The sequence below is a fragment of the Streptomyces sp. NPDC058650 genome (genome assembly GCF_042717315.1).
Lineage (GTDB): Bacteria > Actinomycetota > Actinomycetes > Streptomycetales > Streptomycetaceae > Streptomyces.
On sequence record NZ_JBHXRL010000006.1, the window covers coordinates 92,433 to 107,011 of the forward strand.

A 14,579-nucleotide genomic window follows, 5' to 3' on the forward strand; every position below is an offset into this window, starting at 1 on the left:
GGGGTTCACCGAGGCGGGGGTTCACCGAGGCGAAGGTTCACCGAGATGAAGGTTCACTGAGAAACGGGCCACATCCGGAACGTCCCCCACCGGCCCGTTCGTCCCCCAAGTGCGATGAACAAGACGATCAGGAACACGTCGGTCTTCGTCCTGGTCCTGGTGCTCGCCCTCCTCGGGCGGGCCACCTGGGTGCAGGCGTACGAAGGCAAGGCGCTGGCGGACGACTCCAAGAACCGGCGGAAGACCATCGCGCAGTACGCGCAGCCGCTCGGCGACATCGTCGTGGCCGGTTCGCCGGTCACCGGCTCGAAGAAGACGGAAGGAGGCGATCTCGCGTACGAGCGCACCTACACGGACGGCGAGCTGTACGCGGCGGTCACCGGCTACAGCTCGCAGGCGTACGGCGCCACGCAGCTGGAGGGCATCTACGACGACGTCCTCGACGGCACCGCCGACCGGCTGAAGAACCCGGTGGACGCGGTGACGCGCAAGCAGCAGGAGCCCGGCACGGTCGTCACCACGATCGACCCGGACGTCCAGAAGGCCGCCTACGAGGCGCTCGGGAACAAGAAGGGCGCGGCCGTCGCGGTCGACCCCGCCACCGGCCGGATCCTGGGCCTGGTGTCCACCCCGTCGTACGACCCGTCGAGGATCGCCGGGACGACGGACGGCGACGCCTGGCAGGAGCTGATGAGCGACGAGGACAAGCCGCTGGTCAACCGCGCCCTGCGCCAGCCGCTGCCACCCGGTTCCACCTTCAAGCTGGTCGTCGCGGCGGCGGCCCTGGAGGACGGCCTGTACGGCTCGGTGGACACGGCGACGAAGAGTCCCGACCCGTACACGCTGCCGAATACCCGGACCGTGCTGAAGAACGAGAACGCCTCCGCGCCCTGCGAGAACGCCACGATCCGCACCGCGCTCCAGTACTCCTGCAACAACGTCTTCGCCAAGATGGCCGCCGACCTGGGACAGGACAAGGTGAAGGCGATGGCGGAGAAGTTCGGCTTCAACGGCTCCGAGCTCGACGTCCCGGTCCGCGCCTACGCGAGCGTGTACCCCTCCGGCATGGACTCCGCGCAGACGGCGCTCACCGGCATCGGCCAGTTCGACGTGACCGCCACCCCGCTCCAGATGGCCATGGTGTCGGCCGCGATCGCCAACGACGGTCTCCTGGCGGCCCCGCACATGGTGTCGGAGGTCGTCGACTCCGACGGCGACGCCCTGACCACGTTCGACGACGGGGACAGCACGCGGGTCGTCTCCTCCTCGACGGCGGAGCAGCTGCGGAGCGCGATGCGGACGGTCGTGGAGAAGGGCACCGGCACCAACGCGGCGGTCTCCGGGGCCGAGGTCGGCGGCAAGACGGGCACGGCCCAGCACGGCGAGAACAACAGCAAGACGCCGTACGCCTGGTTCACCTCCTACGCGAAGGACCCCTCGACCGGGAAGCAGGTCGCCGTCGCGGTGATGATCGAGGACTCGGGCGCGGCCCGCTCCGAGGTCAGCGGCAACGGCCTGGCGGCCCCGGTGGCGCAGAAGATGATGGCCGCGGCGCTGAAGTGACCCCGTGCGGGGGCCCGATTGGCTCTGGGCCCCCGCCACGCGATATGCAGGGGCACGCTCGTTTCCGAGCGCGCGTTCGCATCACCGACGTTTGCTCGCTGACCCTGCTTCACCTCGCGGAGGACCGCCGTGCGCCTGCCCCGTTCCCTGTCCGGCTGGACCATGGCGGTCTTCGGCGTGCTCGCCGCCGCGCTCGGCGTGGTGGGCCTGGTCGCCCCGGACGCCCTGCTCACGGTCATGGGCTTCGAGCCGGTGCCCGAGGGCGGACGCGCGGACGGCGACCACACCCTGGTCTTCCTCACGGCCTCCTCGATGGCCGCGCTCAACATGGGCGTCTACTACGTCCTCGCCGCGCTCGCCGACTGGAAGCCGTTCTTCCGCTGGACGGTCCCCTTCCGGCTCCTCACCTGCGCGGTCTTCACTCTCGCCGTCGTCACCGGCCGCGCCCCGGCCGGCTTCCTCGGCGTGGGCCTGTGGGAGGGGCTCGGGGCCCTGGTGACGGGGGCCGCGCTGCGGTACGAGAACCGCCCCGCTCACCGTCCGCTGACGTCGGAGAGCCCCGCCGGCCTGCCGGAATAGGGCAGGTGACCGATCCGTAAGGGCCTCCTCAGAGGCCAGGCTGCCGCCATGCGTTGGTATCTGACAGGCATCGTCGTGTCCGGATTCGGTACGACGGCCATGTGGCTGGTCTCCGGGATCTGGGTCAAGTCCCTGACCGGTTCGGACAGTCTGGCGGCACTCGCCGCCTTCGCCCTGTGGGCGCCCGTCCTCCTCGGCCCGCTGCTCGGCACGCTCGCCGACCGGGTGCGGCGGCGGCCCCTCCTCGTCGTCCTGAACGCGGCGATGGCGGTCCTGCTGCCCGTGCTCCTGTGGGTGGAGTCGGCGGACCGGGTGTGGCTGCTGTTCGCGGTGCTCGTGCTGTACGGGGCCCAGGGCGCCGTCCACGAGGCCGCCGAGCAGGCACTCGTCGCGACGACGCTCGACGAGGGGCGGCTCGGCACCTTCAACGGGCTCAGGATGACCGCGAACGAGTCGATGAAGCTCATCGCCCCGCTGGTGGCGGCGGGCCTCTTCGCCCGCTATGGAGGCGGCCCTGTCGCGCTCCTCGACGCGGCGAGCTTCGCGCTCGCGGCGGTGCTGTTCGCGCTGATGCCCGTACGGGAGGAGCGCCCCGTACGGTCCGCGGAGCGGCACTGGTGGCGGGAGACGGCCGAGGGCGTACGACTCCTTCGGGCCTCGCCCGTGCTGCGTCCGCTGGTGGCGACGGGCGGGTTCACGATGCTGCTCGCCGGGGTGAACGGGGCCGCGATCTACGCCGTGGTGGACAGCGGGCTCGGGCGCTCCCCCGCGTACGCCGGTGTGCTGTACGCGGTGCAGGGCGTGGGCTCGGTCCTCGCGGGCCTGCTCACGGGCCCCCTGCTGCGCAGGGTCCCGGAACGGGTGCTCGCCACCGCCGGTCTCGCGCTGTTCGCGGTGGCGGTGGGCGTACGGGCGCTGCCGTACGAGGCGACGGCCCTGGCGGCCAGTGCGGTGATCGGTCTGGGGATGCCGTGGGTCCTCGTCGCCACCATGACGGCGGTCCAGCGGGAGGCCCCCGCCGAGGCGGTGGGCCGGGTGGCGGCGACCGCGCACACCCTGGTCTTCGCCCCGAACGCACTGGCCATCGCGCTCGGCGCCGGTCTGGTCGCGGTGGTCGACGTCCGGGTCCTGCTGCCGGTCCTCGCGGTGGCGGGGACGGTCTGGGCCGCCGGGCTCGCGGTCCGGGGCGCGGGACCGGGCGAGGACGAGGACGAGAGCGAGAGCGAGAGCGAGGACGAGAGCGAGGACCAGAGCGAGGGCAAGGAGGACAAGGGCCGGGACCTGACGGACGGGCTCGCAGTGCGGGGCGGCCAGGGGACGGGGAGCATGGAGGGAGGCGTGTAGCGGCGGGAGGAGGGCAGTGTGACGGCCGGTTCCTTCCCGGAGACGGCGGGACGGGCGGGTGTGCCGTTCGACGGCAAGGGGCTCCTCGACGTCCTCGGGGTCGCGGCCATCGTCATCGACGCACGCGGCCGGATCGTGCTGTGGAGTCCGCAGGCGGAGGCCCTCTTCGGCTACCGCGCGGACGAGGCCCTCGGCCGCTACGTGGCCCGGCTGATCGTCGGCGCCGAGCACCGCGACGAGGCGATACGCCTCTTCGGCGAGGTGCTGCACGGCGGCACGACCTGGGCGGGCGTCTTCCCCGTACGGCACAAGGACGGCAGCACCCGCGACGTGGAGTTCCGCAACATGCGGCTGACCGACGACCTCGGTGGCCTGTACGCGCTGGGGATCGCCGCCGACCGCGCCGTCGTCGAGCGCGTCGAGACCGGCCTCGCCCTCTCCGACCGGCTCGTCTCCCAGTCGCCGATCGGACTCGCCGTCCTGGACACCGAGCTGCGGTACGTCCTCGTGAACCCGGCCCTGGAGCGGATCAACGGCGTCCGGGCCGCGCTGCACCTCGGGCGCCGGATCGCCGACATGCTGCCGGGGGTCGACGCGGCGGCGCTGGAGGAGGCGCTGCGCACGGTCCTCGCGACGGGCAGGCCCCTGCTCGACCACCAAACGACGGGGCGGACCCCGGCGGACCCCGACCACGAGCACACCTGGTCGGTGTCCTTCTACCGCCTGGACGGGACCGAGGGCCGGGTGCTGGGGGTCGCGGCCTCGGTGATCGACGTGACCGAGCGGCACGACGCGGACGCGGAGGCCGACCGGTCCCGGCGGCGGCTCGCGCTCGTCGCGGACGCCTCGGCGCGGGTCGGCACCACCCTGGAGGTGGACCGGACGGCCGCCGAACTCGCCGGGGTCGTGGTGCCGGCGCTCGCGGACATCGCGGCCGTCGACGTCCTCGACTCCGTCCTGGCGCTGCGCAGGCCCGGTGTTCCGGAGGCGGGCCCCGAGCTGTTCCGCGCGCTCGCGGTGAAGGCCTCGGGCCCGACGGAGGCCCTGCCTGCGGCGGACCCGCCCGGTGCGGTCGCGATGTACGGGGCGGACCGGCTCGTCACCCGCTGTGTGCACACCGGACTGCCGGTCCTGGTCGAACACGTCGGCCCCGGTGATCTGCCCCGGATCGCGCGGAGCCCCGAGGCGGCGGAGCAGCTCCGGCGGGCCGGGGTCCACTCGTACCTGGCGGTGCCGCTGATCGCGCGCGGGGAGGTCCTCGGCGCGCTCGACCTCAAGCGGGACCGCAATCCGCTGCCCTTCGACAGCGACGACGTGCTGCTCGCGACGGAGCTCGCGGCCCGGGCGGCGGTCAGCATCGACAATGCCCGCTGGTACCAGAGCGTGCGGAACTCGGCGGTGACGCTCCAGCGCAGTCTGCTGCCGGGCACGCCCCCGGAGCGGGCGGGTCTTGAGGTCGCCGCCCGCTACCAGCCGGCGCAGGCGTCGAGCGAGGTCGGCGGCGACTGGTACGACGTGATCGCGCTGCCCGACGACAAGACGGCGCTGGTCGTCGGGGACGTGATGGGCAGCGGGATCGACGCGGCGGCGACGATGGGGCGGCTGCGCGCGGCCACCAGCGCGTTCACGGACCTCGGCCTGTCGCCGGCGCAGGTGCTGCGGCACCTGGACCGGATCACGGCGGGCCTTGAGCACTACATCGCGACCTGCCTCTTCGCCGTGCACGATCCGCGCCGGGGCCGGTGCCGGATCGCGAACGCGGGCCATCTGCCACCCGTGCGGATCCCGGCGGACGGCCCGGCCGAGCTGGTGCGGCTCTCGACCGGGGTACCGCTGGGGGTGGGCGGCGGCACCTTCCGGACGGCCCGGGTCCCCTTCCGCCCGGGAGACGTGCTGGTGCTCTACACGGACGGGCTCGTCGAGACCCGCGACGAGGCGATCGACGACCGGCTCGCGGTGCTCGTGGGACTGCTCGACGGGGCGCGCGGGCCGCTGGAGGAGACCTGCGACCTGCTGCTCCGGGCGCTGCGACGGCCGGGCGCCCAGGACGACGTCGCGCTGCTCGTCGCGCGGAGCACGGGATGAACGCCCGGGCGGGCCGGGACGGCCGGGACGACAGGACGAGCCGGGACGACAGGACTGACCGGGACGACAGGACGGACCGGGACGACAGGACGGGCCGGGACGGCAAGACGGGCCGGGACGGCAAGACGGGGCTGCGGAGCGTCGCCGGCCAGGTCTTCGCCCTGGAGGCCCTGATCGCCCTCCTGGTGATCGTGGCGGCGGTCCTCATCACGTTCCAGCAGGCCCGGCAGGACACCGAGCGGGACGCCCGGATCCGGTCCCTCGCGGTCGCGGAGTCCCTCGCGCGCGCCCCGGGCATCGCCGACGCGCTGACCTCGCCCGATCCGACGGCGGAGCTCCAGAAGAGGGCGGAGGAGATCCGGCTGGCCACGAGGATCGACTTCGTCGCCGTCCTGAGCCCGGACGGGGTGCGGTACACGGACTCGGACCCCTCCCTGATCGGCCGCAAGGCGACCGGGGACCTCTCGCGCGCGGCGGTGGACGGCAACTCCTTCACCGAGGTCTTCCGGGGCGCGCCGAACGACGCGGTACGGGCCGTGGTCCCGGTGGTGGACGACCAGGGCCGGATCGTGGGCCTGGTCAGCAGCGGCATCGAGGTGGAGAGCATCACGCAGTCCGTGGAAGGCCGGCTGCTGGTGCTCGCGGCCGCGGGCACGGGCGCGCTGGTCCTCGCCGTGGGCGGGGCGGCGCTGGTGAGCCGGCGGCTGCGGCGGCAGACGCACGGACTCGGGCCCGCCGAGATGACCCGGATGAAGGAGCACCACGAGGCGGTCCTGCACGCCGTGCGCGAAGGCGTCCTGATCGTGGGCCCCGACCACCGGCTGCTGCTCGCCAACGACGAGGCGCGCCGGCTGCTCGGTCTGTCGGCGGACGCGGAGCGGCGGCACGTCTCGGAGCTCGGTCTCGATCCCCGTACGGTCGAACTCCTCGCGTCGGGGCGGGCGGCCACGGACGAGGTGCACCGCGCGGGCGACCGGTTGCTCGCGGTGAGCGTGCGCCCCACGCTCCCCGGAAACGCCGAGTCCGGCAGCGTGATGACGATGCGGGACACCACCGAGCTGGCCGCCGTGACCGGCCGGGCTGCGGTGGCCCGGGGCCGGCTCCAGCTGCTGTACGAGGCGGGGGTGCGGATCGGGACGACGCTGGAGGTCGTACGGACCGCGGAGGAGCTGGCGGAGGTGGCGGTGCCGCGGTTCGCGGACTTCGCGACGGTGGAGCTCCTCGAACCGGTGCTGCGCGGCGAGGAGCCGCCGGAGGACGCGGCCACGACGACGGAGATGCGGCGGACGGCGCTGAGCGGGCTGCGGCCGGACCAGCCGCTCCAGCCGGTCGGCGACACCATCCTCTTCGACGTGCCCAGCGCTCCCATGGCGACGGCCCTGGCGGCGGGCCACGCGGTGGCGCAGGCGGAGCTGGCCTCGGCGGAGGGCTGGCGGGCCCAGGACCCGGAGGGAGCGGCGCAGGCCCTCGCGTACGGGATGCACTCGCTGCTCACGGTGCCGCTGCTCGCCCGCGGGGTGGTGCTCGGGATGGCCAACTTCTGGCGCGCGGACACCCCGGAGCCGTTCGGGGAGGAGGACCTGTCGTTCGCGGAGGAGCTGGCGGCGCGGGCGGCGGTGGCGATCGACAACGCGCGCCGGTTCACGCGGGAGCACGCGATGGCGGTGACGCTCCAGCGGAGCCTGCTGCCGAGGGCGCTGCCGGAGCAGAGCGCGGTGGACGTGGCGTACCGCTACCTCCCGGCGAAGGCGGGGGTGGGCGGCGACTGGTTCGACGTGATCCCGCTGCCGGGGGCCCGGGTGGCGCTGGTGGTGGGGGACGTCGTGGGGCACGGGCTGCACGCGGCGGCCACGATGGGGCGGCTGCGGACGGCCGTGCACAACTTCTCGACGCTCGACGTGCCGCCGGACGAGCTCCTGGGCCATCTCGACGAGCTGACGGCCCGGATCGACCAGCGCGAGTGGGAGGGCCAGGACATCGGGGGGCGGCGGCGGGACGAGGGCATCACGGGTGCGACCTGCCTGTACGCGATCTACGACCCTGCGTCCGGGCGGTGCACGGTGGCGAGCGCGGGGCATCCCGGTCCGGCGCTCGTGGGCGCGGACGGGCAGGTCACGTTCCCGGAGCTGGCGCCGGGGCTGCCGCTCGGACTCGGACTGGGCGACGTGCCGTTCGAGACGGCGGAGCTGTGGCTGCCGGAGGGGAGCAAGCTGGTGCTCTTCACGGACGGGCTCCTGGAGGACCGGGGGCGGGATCTCGACACGGGTCTCGCGCTGCTGGGATCGACGCTCGCGCGCACGGACCGGAGCCCGGAGCAGACCTGCGCGGACGTCCTGGCGACGCTGCTGTCGCCCTCGCCGCGCGACGACATCGCGCTGCTCGTGGCGCGGACCCGGCTGCTCGACCGGGAGCGGATCGCGGAGTGGGAGGTGACGCGGGACCCGTCGGCGGTCTCGCCCGTGCGGAACGCGGCGGCGGCGAAGCTGTCGGAGTGGGGGCTCGACGGGCTCGCGTTCACGGCGGAGCTGATCCTCAGCGAGCTGATCACGAACGCGGTGCGGTACGGCGCCGATCCGGTCCGGGTGCGGCTGCTGCACGACCGCACGCTGATCTGCGAGGTCTCGGACGGCAGCAGCACGTCCCCGCACCTGCGGCACGCGACGACGACCGACGAGGGCGGGCGCGGGCTGTACCTGGTGGCGCAGTACGCGGAGCGCTGGGGCACGCGGTACGCCCGGCGCGGCAAGACGATCTGGGCCGAGCTGCGGGTGGTCGACGCGGACACGGAGCCGGTGGCGGCGGCCGTGGTGCCGGACCTGGACGCGCTGGAGGACCTGGCCTGGTGAGGGGTGGCGGGCCGGCCGTCGGCGGCGAGTGCCTCCCGCGGGTGGTCGTCGACCGGCCCGCCCGCGACCTGGTGGTCCGCGCGGGCCGGCTGATGGCCCCGCTCGACTCCCGCCCGCGCCGGCTCTCCGGCTCACCTCCGCCGCGTCGGACGGCGAACCGGTGTGCGGCGCTGTCGGCCCTTCCCGCACTGGTCGCGGGAATCGGCTACGCGCCGGCGGTGCGCCGGCTGCGCGCGGAACGCCCGGACTCGCTAGCCCAGCTTCAGCAGGGCCGTGCGGACCGCCTCCAGGTCCCCGTCCGAGGCGAGGCCCGCGTGGTAGAGCCGCAGTTCGGTCGCGCCCGCGTCGCGGGCCCGGCCGGCGTCGCGGGCCAGGCGGTCGGGGGCGCCGCCCATGCCGGTGACGACGGAGAGATTGGCGGCGACGACGCCGTCGGGGCCGGCGTGGGCCGCGAAGGCATCGATCTTCGCCGGGCGGGCGACCACGCCGTCCGCGAGCGCGAGGACGTGTGCCGGGTCCGTGCCGGCGTCGGCGCCGCAGCGGTACGGGTCCGGATCGGCGTGCAGCAGGACGCGGAAGCCGGGCGGGGCGGCGGCCCGTACGGCGGCCACGGCGGCCTCCTGGAAGGAGCGGGCGGTCCCGGCGCGCCAGGCCAGGACGGGGGCCTCCAGGTCGCCGAGCCCGCGCGCCGGTCCCGAGCCGGACCAGACGGGTGCGAGGGCGTGGCGGACGGCGGCGGCCAGTGCGTCGGGGTCGGCGCCGCCGTTCCCGTACCCCTCGCGGCAGGAGGGGCAGAAGCAGAGGGACATCAGGTACTGCTCGCGGTCGCCCAGCGGGACTCCGGAGGTCTTGTCATGGGCGTGCAGGTGGGCGAGGCCGTACCAGCCGCAGGACTCCAGCTCGGTGCCGGCCGCGCCGGGCCGGACGGCGGCCTCGGCCGCCAGGTCGACCAGCAGGGCGCGGACGTCGGGCCGGGCGATACAGGGGGCCCAGGGATAGCGGTCGCCGTACGCGTTGACGACGGAGGTCTCGGGGTGCTCGGCGCCGAGCCGGGAGTTGTGCGCGAGGACGACCCAGCTGTGGACCTCCAGGCCGGTGCCGGCGAGGGCCTCGGCGGCCCGGCCGTAAGAGTCGCCGGGGGCCCACTCCCCCGCCGGGTACGGGCGGAGCGCGCGGCCCGCCCAGCGGTCCGGGTCCGGCGGGTAGAGCACGGCGGCGTGCTCGGCGGTGACGATCCGGTGGGCCGGGTGGCGGGGGCTGAGCGCCCGGGTGGAGTGGTAGGCGGCGGCGAGCGTGACCTGGGCGATGCCCAGCTCGGCGAGGAGTGCGGGGGCGGCGGGGTCGCCGTCGACGTCCCAGGGGTAGAGGAAGGCTCCCGCCCGCAGGCCGCCCGGTCCTTCGGCGCTCACGCCCCGGCCTCCTTCAGGAGGGCCCGGCCGCGGTCGACGAGCCGCGCGAGTTCCGCGAGGTGTTCGGGTGCGGGCTCGCTCAGCGGCGGCCGCACCTCCCCGACGTCCAGACCTCCCATCCGTACCGCCGCCTTGACGAGCGAGACGGCGTATCCCCGGCCCTGGGCGCGGAGTTCGACGAGCGGCCGGTAGAAGCCGTCGACGAGCAGGTCCACGGTGGCGTCGTCGCCGGTGGCGAGGGCGCGGTGGAAGGCGAGGGCGAGGTCGGGGGCGAAGCAGAAGACGGCGGAGGAGTAGAGGGTGACGCCGATGCCCCGGTAGGCCGCGCCGGTGAGTTCGGCGGTCGGCAGGCCGTTGAAGTAGAGCAGGTCGAGGCCCTCGGAGCGGACGGCGCTGACGATGCGCTGCATGAGGTCGAGGTCGCCGAGGCCGTCCTTGAGGCCGATGACGCCGTCGGTGCGGGCGAGGGCGACGGCCGTGTCGGGGGTGAGGATCGCGTTGTCCCGCTGGTAGACGATCACGTCGAGCGAGGTGGCGGCGGCGAGTTCGGTGTAGTGGCGGAGCAGTCCGGCCTGGTCGGCGACGACGAGGTACGGGGGCATGGCGAGGAGTCCGTCGGCGCCGGCCTCCTCGGCGAGCCGCGCGTACTGGATCGCGAGCGCGGTGCCGTAGCCGGCTCCGGCCACGACGGGGACGCGGCCCGCGGTCTCCTCGACGGCCGCGGCGACGCAGACCCGGAACTCCTCCGGGGTGAGGGCGTGGAACTCGCCCGTGCCGCAGCAGGCGAACACGGCCGCCGCGCCCGCGTCGACACCGGCGCGGACGTGGGCCCGGAAGGCGTCGAGGTCGAGGGAGCCGTCCGGCCCGAAGGCGGTGACGGGGAAGAAGAGCAGGCCGTCGAGCCGGCCGGCGAGCGGGGCAGTGGTCACGGGCGCTCCCAGGGAAGTCCGTCGCGTACAGCCACCCCCGTACACAGTCGTGCACAGTTCTGACCGTCATCCATATTCTTGAACACCGACGCGCTGCACGCTAGAACAGGGCGGAAGGGCCGGTCAAGGAGAGAACACGCCCTATCGCCGAGTCTTGACGCTCCGTCGGACCGCTCCCTACCGTGTCCACGGTTGTGAACGGCACTCACCTGCATGGCACTCGACGGAGGAGAACCACTCCATGTCCGTACCCCGCACCGTCCTCCTCACCGGCGCCGCCGGCGGCGTCGGCACGCTGATGCGGGAGCTGCTGCCCCCGTACGGCTACGAGCTCCGCCTCCTGGACGTCGTCCCCGTGCAGGGGGCACCGGACGCGATCGTCGCCGACCTCGCGGACCGTACGGCGCTCCGCGAGGCGGTCCGGGGCGTCGACGCGGTCGTCCACCTGGCGGGGATCTCCCTGGAGGCCGACTTCGACCGGATCATGGCCGCCAACATCGCCGGGACGTACAACCTCTACGAGGCCGCCCGCGAGGAGGGCGTCCCGCGGGTCGTCCTCGCCTCCAGCAACCACGCCGTCGGCTTCACCCGCCGCCCGCGCGACGGCGAACCGGTCGTCCCGGTGGACACCCCGCACCGCCCCGACACCTTCTACGGCCTCTCCAAGTGCTTCGGCGAGGACCTGGCCCAGCTCTACTGGGACCTGCACGGCATCGAGACGGTGTCCGTGCGCATCGGCTCCTGCTTCCCCGAGCCCACCTCGGTGCGGATGCTCTCGATGTGGCTCAGCCCCGCGGACTGCGCCCGCCTCCTGCACGCCTCGCTGACCGCCGGATCGGTGGGACACACCGTGGCGTACGGCTCCTCCGCCAACACCCGCGCGTGGTGGGACCTCTCCACGGCCCGGGCGCTCGGCTTCGACCCGCAGGACGACTCGGAGGTCTACGCGGAGAAGCTGATCGCCGAGAAGGGAGTCCCCGAGGAAGGCAGCGCCGACGACCTCTACCTGGGCGGCCACTTCTGCGTGGACCCGCCGCGCTGGCCGCACTGACCGGAAAGGTCGGGCCAAGGGGCGGGCTTACGCAGGACCCGGCCGGACTTGATACGGGGGAGCCGGCCGGGGCCCGGGTCACGGGTGCGCGCTGGCACCGGACATGTCCACGGTATGCGCGGACGAAGATCATCGCGAGCCGCGGAACGCGGCCTCTGTCCGGATTGCGCGGCCCGCTCGTACGCCCGTCCGGACGCCCGCTCACGCGCACACCCGAAGACCCCTCACCCGGACGCCCGCAGCGTCCGGGACGGGGACTCGCCGTACTTCTCCCGGTAGCGCGCGGCGAACCTGCCCTGGTGGGCGAAGCCCCAGCGCCAGGCCACCTCGCTCACGGTCACCTCGTCCGGCGCGGCCGCCCGCAGCTCCTCGCGGACCCGGTCGAGGCGGACCTCCCGCACGTACGCCATCGGCGACATCCCCACGTACTCCCGGAAGGACTCCTGGAGACGGCGCACGCTCACCCGGGCCAGGGCCGCGAGTTCGGTGGTCGTGAACGGGTGCTCGGGGCGCTCCCGCACCGCGTCCATCGCGCGCTTGACCGGGGCAGGGCGGCGCGCCTCCCCCGGGTGGGCGAGCGCCTCGCGCCAGGGGTGCTCGGCAGCCAGGAGCAGCCCGTTGAGCAGCGCCTCCTGGAGCGGCCGCGCGACGAGCTCGTGGTGCGCGAGCCCCTCCCCCGCGAGCGCCTCGTAGGCGACCTGGCGGGCGAAGCGGACCCAGCTGAGGCCGGGGCCGCGCGAGATGTCCAGGCGGGGCGCGAAGGCGAGCGGGCCGCTCGCGCGGCGGCCGAGCAGCCGCTCCAGGCGGTCGTGCAGCTCGGCCGCCCCGATCTTCACGGAGAGGGTCCGGCAGTCCCCGCTCCAGCGGTCGAGGAAGGTGTCCCCCGCCGGGTCGAGGAGCAGCGCCTCGGTGGCCGTCGCGACGATCGGGGCGCGGCCGCCCTGGCGCATCTCCATCGTCCCGCTGAGCGGCGCGTTCAGGTGGTACGCGCCGAGCTCCCCGAAGCTCATCCGCACATCGGCCCCGCAGCTCAGGTCGCCGATGACCAGCGGCCCGAGCGCGACGGTGTCGAAGCGCGCCGCGAAGGGCCTCCGCCGGTCGACCACGTCCATGCGGTTCGCGTAGTAGCGCGCGTCGAGCTCCTCGCGCGCCTCGTCGACGTCCCCCGTGCGGAACGAACTCCCACCCACAGTCCCCATGGGCCGAAAGAATATTCATATGACGGATCTGACCGGGAACGGCAGGATGCCCGGCATGCCGAGACCCCAGGGATTCACGTACGAGCGCCGCCGCGACGGCTCCGTCGTCCTCACGCACCACGGCCGCGCCGCGGGCGTGCTGCGGGGCGGCCGGGCCGAGAAGTTCCTCGCGGAGGTGGAGTCGGGGGACGCCCAGCTGGTGATGGCCCGGTGGACGGGCGCGTACCGCTTCGGCAACGAACGGCAGGCCAGGAGCCATCCGCGTAACCAAGGTGGCCGAACCCGGCGAGGGTAAGGGAACGGCAAAGCCGTCCGGATCGTTACCCCTGGCATGACCGCTATGACCCCCGGCTCGAACATCCCTCTCACCGTCGCGCGCGTGGCGGTGGACGTCGCCGCCCCGGTGCGGCTCGACGTCTCGGGCCTGCTGCTCGGCGCCAACGGCAAGGTGCGCTCGGACGACGACTTCATCTTCTACAACCAGCCCGCCGGGCCCGGTGTGACGTACCGCTCCGGCGGCGGCACCGCGCCCGACGCGATCGTGGTGGACACGGGCGCGCTCCCGGCCGGCATCGAGAGGATCGTCGTCACGGCGAGCCCCGACGCCGCGGGCCAGACCTTCCAGGGCATCGAGCCCACGGCCACCCTGCGCAACGCGGACGACGGCAGCGTCCTCGCCACGTTCACGCCGCCGCAGCTCGCCAACGAGACCGCGCTGGTCGTCGTCGAGATCTACCAGCGAAACGGCGCGTGGAAGGCCCGCGCCGTGGGCCAGGGATACGCGAACGGGCTGGCCGGCATCGCGACGGACTTCGGCGTCTCCGTGGACGACGAGCCCGCCGCCGCGGCACCGGCCGCGACGCCCGTCGCCCCGGCCCCCGTCGCCCCGCCGGTCCCGCCCGCGCCGCCCGTCACCGCGGTGGACCCGCGGATCGCGGCCTCGGCGCCCCCGGCACCGGCCGCTCCCCCGGCCGCCGCCGCCCCCGTCTCCACCGGCAAGATCAACCTCGACAAGGGCCGGGTCAGTCTCCAGAAGAACCAGACGGTGTCCCTGGTCAAGGGCGGCAAGCCGCTGCTCTCCCAGGTCAAGATGGGCCTCGGCTGGGAGCCCGCCTACCGCGGCAAGGACATCGACCTGGACGCCTCCGTCATCGCGTACGGGCCGCAGCGCAACCACCTGGACAGCTGCTACTTCGGCAAGCTGTCGATCCTCAACGGCTCGATCAAGCACTCCGGCGACAACCTCACCGGCGAGGGCGCGGGCGACGACGAGGTGATCGTCGTCGACCTGGGCCGGCTGCCCGCCGACGCCACCGGCCTCGTCTTCACGGTCAACTCCTTCTCCGGCCAGAAGTTCACCGAGGTCGCGAAGGCCTACTGCCGGCTGATGGACGCCGCGACCGGCGAGGAACTGGTCCGCTTCGACCTCACCACCGCCGAGCCGCAGACCGGCGTGATGATGGCCAAGCTGATCAAGCAGTTCACCGGCGAGTGGGAGATGACGGCGATGGGCGAGTTCGTGAAGTCGCGGACGGTCCGGGGCATGGTGAAGCCGGCCGCCCAGTCGCTCTGAG

Annotated in this window: 11 protein-coding genes; 8 read left to right on the forward strand and 3 right to left on the reverse strand. The window is 74.0% G+C overall.

The features are described from left to right. Nucleotides 1–114 precede the first annotated feature (114 nt). The 5 genes from ACFWWU_RS12685 to ACFWWU_RS12705 all read left to right on the forward strand — a co-directional run bounded on the left by ACFWWU_RS12685 (nucleotide 115) and on the right by ACFWWU_RS12705 (nucleotide 8,417). The gene (locus ACFWWU_RS12685) at nucleotides 115–1,563 is read left to right on the forward strand and encodes a peptidoglycan D,D-transpeptidase FtsI family protein (RefSeq protein WP_384143160.1); all 1,449 of its coding nucleotides are present in this window, start codon (nucleotides 115–117) and stop codon (nucleotides 1,561–1,563) included. A 162-nt stretch (nucleotides 1,564–1,725) separates the two neighbouring features. Continuing rightward, the gene (locus ACFWWU_RS12690) at nucleotides 1,726–2,142 is read left to right on the forward strand and encodes a hypothetical protein (protein WP_384143921.1); all 417 of its coding nucleotides are present in this window, start codon (nucleotides 1,726–1,728) and stop codon (nucleotides 2,140–2,142) included. Nucleotides 2,143–2,190: 48 nt separating this feature from the next. After that, nucleotides 2,191–3,486 (forward strand): MFS transporter, encoded by a 1,296-nt coding sequence (locus ACFWWU_RS12695; RefSeq protein ID WP_384143163.1) that lies wholly within the window; start codon nucleotides 2,191–2,193, stop codon nucleotides 3,484–3,486. Between the two features lie 18 nt (nucleotides 3,487–3,504). Next, nucleotides 3,505–5,571: a SpoIIE family protein phosphatase gene (locus ACFWWU_RS12700; protein ID WP_384143166.1), complete on the forward strand. Its 2,067-nt coding sequence runs from the start codon at nucleotides 3,505–3,507 to the stop codon at nucleotides 5,569–5,571. Next, nucleotides 5,568–8,417, forward strand: a complete 2,850-nt coding sequence (locus tag ACFWWU_RS12705; RefSeq protein ID WP_384143168.1) for a SpoIIE family protein phosphatase — start codon at nucleotides 5,568–5,570, stop codon at nucleotides 8,415–8,417. Before ACFWWU_RS12700 ends, ACFWWU_RS12705 begins: the two co-directional genes overlap by 4 nt. Nucleotides 8,418–8,668: 251 nt before the next feature. Here ACFWWU_RS12705 and ACFWWU_RS12710 read toward each other — a convergent pair whose 3' ends face one another. Together ACFWWU_RS12710 and ACFWWU_RS12715 are read right to left on the reverse strand one after the other, a co-directional pair. Beyond that, nucleotides 8,669–9,802, reverse strand: coding sequence for a hypothetical protein (locus ACFWWU_RS12710; protein ID WP_384143924.1), 1,134 nt, complete (start codon nucleotides 9,800–9,802; stop codon nucleotides 8,669–8,671). Nucleotides 9,803–9,822: 20 nt separating this feature from the next. After that, nucleotides 9,823–10,755, reverse strand: a complete 933-nt coding sequence (locus tag ACFWWU_RS12715) for a 5-dehydro-4-deoxyglucarate dehydratase (protein WP_384143171.1) — start codon at nucleotides 10,753–10,755, stop codon at nucleotides 9,823–9,825. Between the two features lie 241 nt (nucleotides 10,756–10,996). Here ACFWWU_RS12715 and ACFWWU_RS12720 point away from each other — a divergent pair, with 241 nt between their 5' ends. Beyond that, nucleotides 10,997–11,806, forward strand: a complete 810-nt coding sequence (locus ACFWWU_RS12720) for an NAD-dependent epimerase/dehydratase family protein (RefSeq protein ID WP_384143174.1) — start codon at nucleotides 10,997–10,999, stop codon at nucleotides 11,804–11,806. Between the two features lie 224 nt (nucleotides 11,807–12,030). Here ACFWWU_RS12720 and ACFWWU_RS12725 read toward each other — a convergent pair whose 3' ends face one another. Continuing rightward, on the reverse strand, nucleotides 12,031–13,005 hold the full coding sequence (locus ACFWWU_RS12725; RefSeq protein ID WP_384143177.1) for an AraC family transcriptional regulator: 975 nt from the start codon (nucleotides 13,003–13,005) through the stop codon (nucleotides 12,031–12,033). Nucleotides 13,006–13,060: 55 nt separating this feature from the next. Here ACFWWU_RS12725 and ACFWWU_RS12730 point away from each other — a divergent pair, with 55 nt between their 5' ends. Together ACFWWU_RS12730 and ACFWWU_RS12735 are read left to right on the forward strand one after the other, a co-directional pair. After that, nucleotides 13,061–13,300 (forward strand): hypothetical protein, encoded by a 240-nt coding sequence (locus ACFWWU_RS12730; protein WP_384143180.1) that lies wholly within the window; start codon nucleotides 13,061–13,063, stop codon nucleotides 13,298–13,300. A 36-nt stretch (nucleotides 13,301–13,336) separates the two neighbouring features. Then, nucleotides 13,337–14,578, forward strand: coding sequence for a TerD family protein (locus ACFWWU_RS12735; RefSeq protein WP_384143183.1), 1,242 nt, complete (start codon nucleotides 13,337–13,339; stop codon nucleotides 14,576–14,578). The last annotated feature ends 1 nt before the right edge of the window (nucleotide 14,579 follow it).

Excerpts from the sequence above, each read along its gene's own strand:
- ACFWWU_RS12735 (WP_384143183.1), top strand. The coding sequence starts at position 13,337 with ATGACCGCTATGACCCCCGGCTCGAACATCCCTCTCACCGTCGCGCGC.
- ACFWWU_RS12720 (WP_384143174.1), top strand. The coding sequence starts at position 10,997 with ATGTCCGTACCCCGCACCGTCCTCCTCACCGGCGCCGCCGGCGGCGTC.
- ACFWWU_RS12690 (WP_384143921.1), top strand. The coding sequence starts at position 1,726 with ATGGCGGTCTTCGGCGTGCTCGCCGCCGCGCTCGGCGTGGTGGGCCTG.
- ACFWWU_RS12730 (WP_384143180.1), top strand. The coding sequence starts at position 13,061 with ATGCCGAGACCCCAGGGATTCACGTACGAGCGCCGCCGCGACGGCTCC.
- ACFWWU_RS12725 (WP_384143177.1), bottom strand. The coding sequence starts at position 13,005 with ATGGGGACTGTGGGTGGGAGTTCGTTCCGCACGGGGGACGTCGACGAG.
- ACFWWU_RS12705 (WP_384143168.1), top strand. The coding sequence starts at position 5,568 with ATGAACGCCCGGGCGGGCCGGGACGGCCGGGACGACAGGACGAGCCGG.
- ACFWWU_RS12685 (WP_384143160.1), top strand. The coding sequence starts at position 115 with ATGAACAAGACGATCAGGAACACGTCGGTCTTCGTCCTGGTCCTGGTG.
- ACFWWU_RS12695 (WP_384143163.1), top strand. The coding sequence starts at position 2,191 with ATGCGTTGGTATCTGACAGGCATCGTCGTGTCCGGATTCGGTACGACG.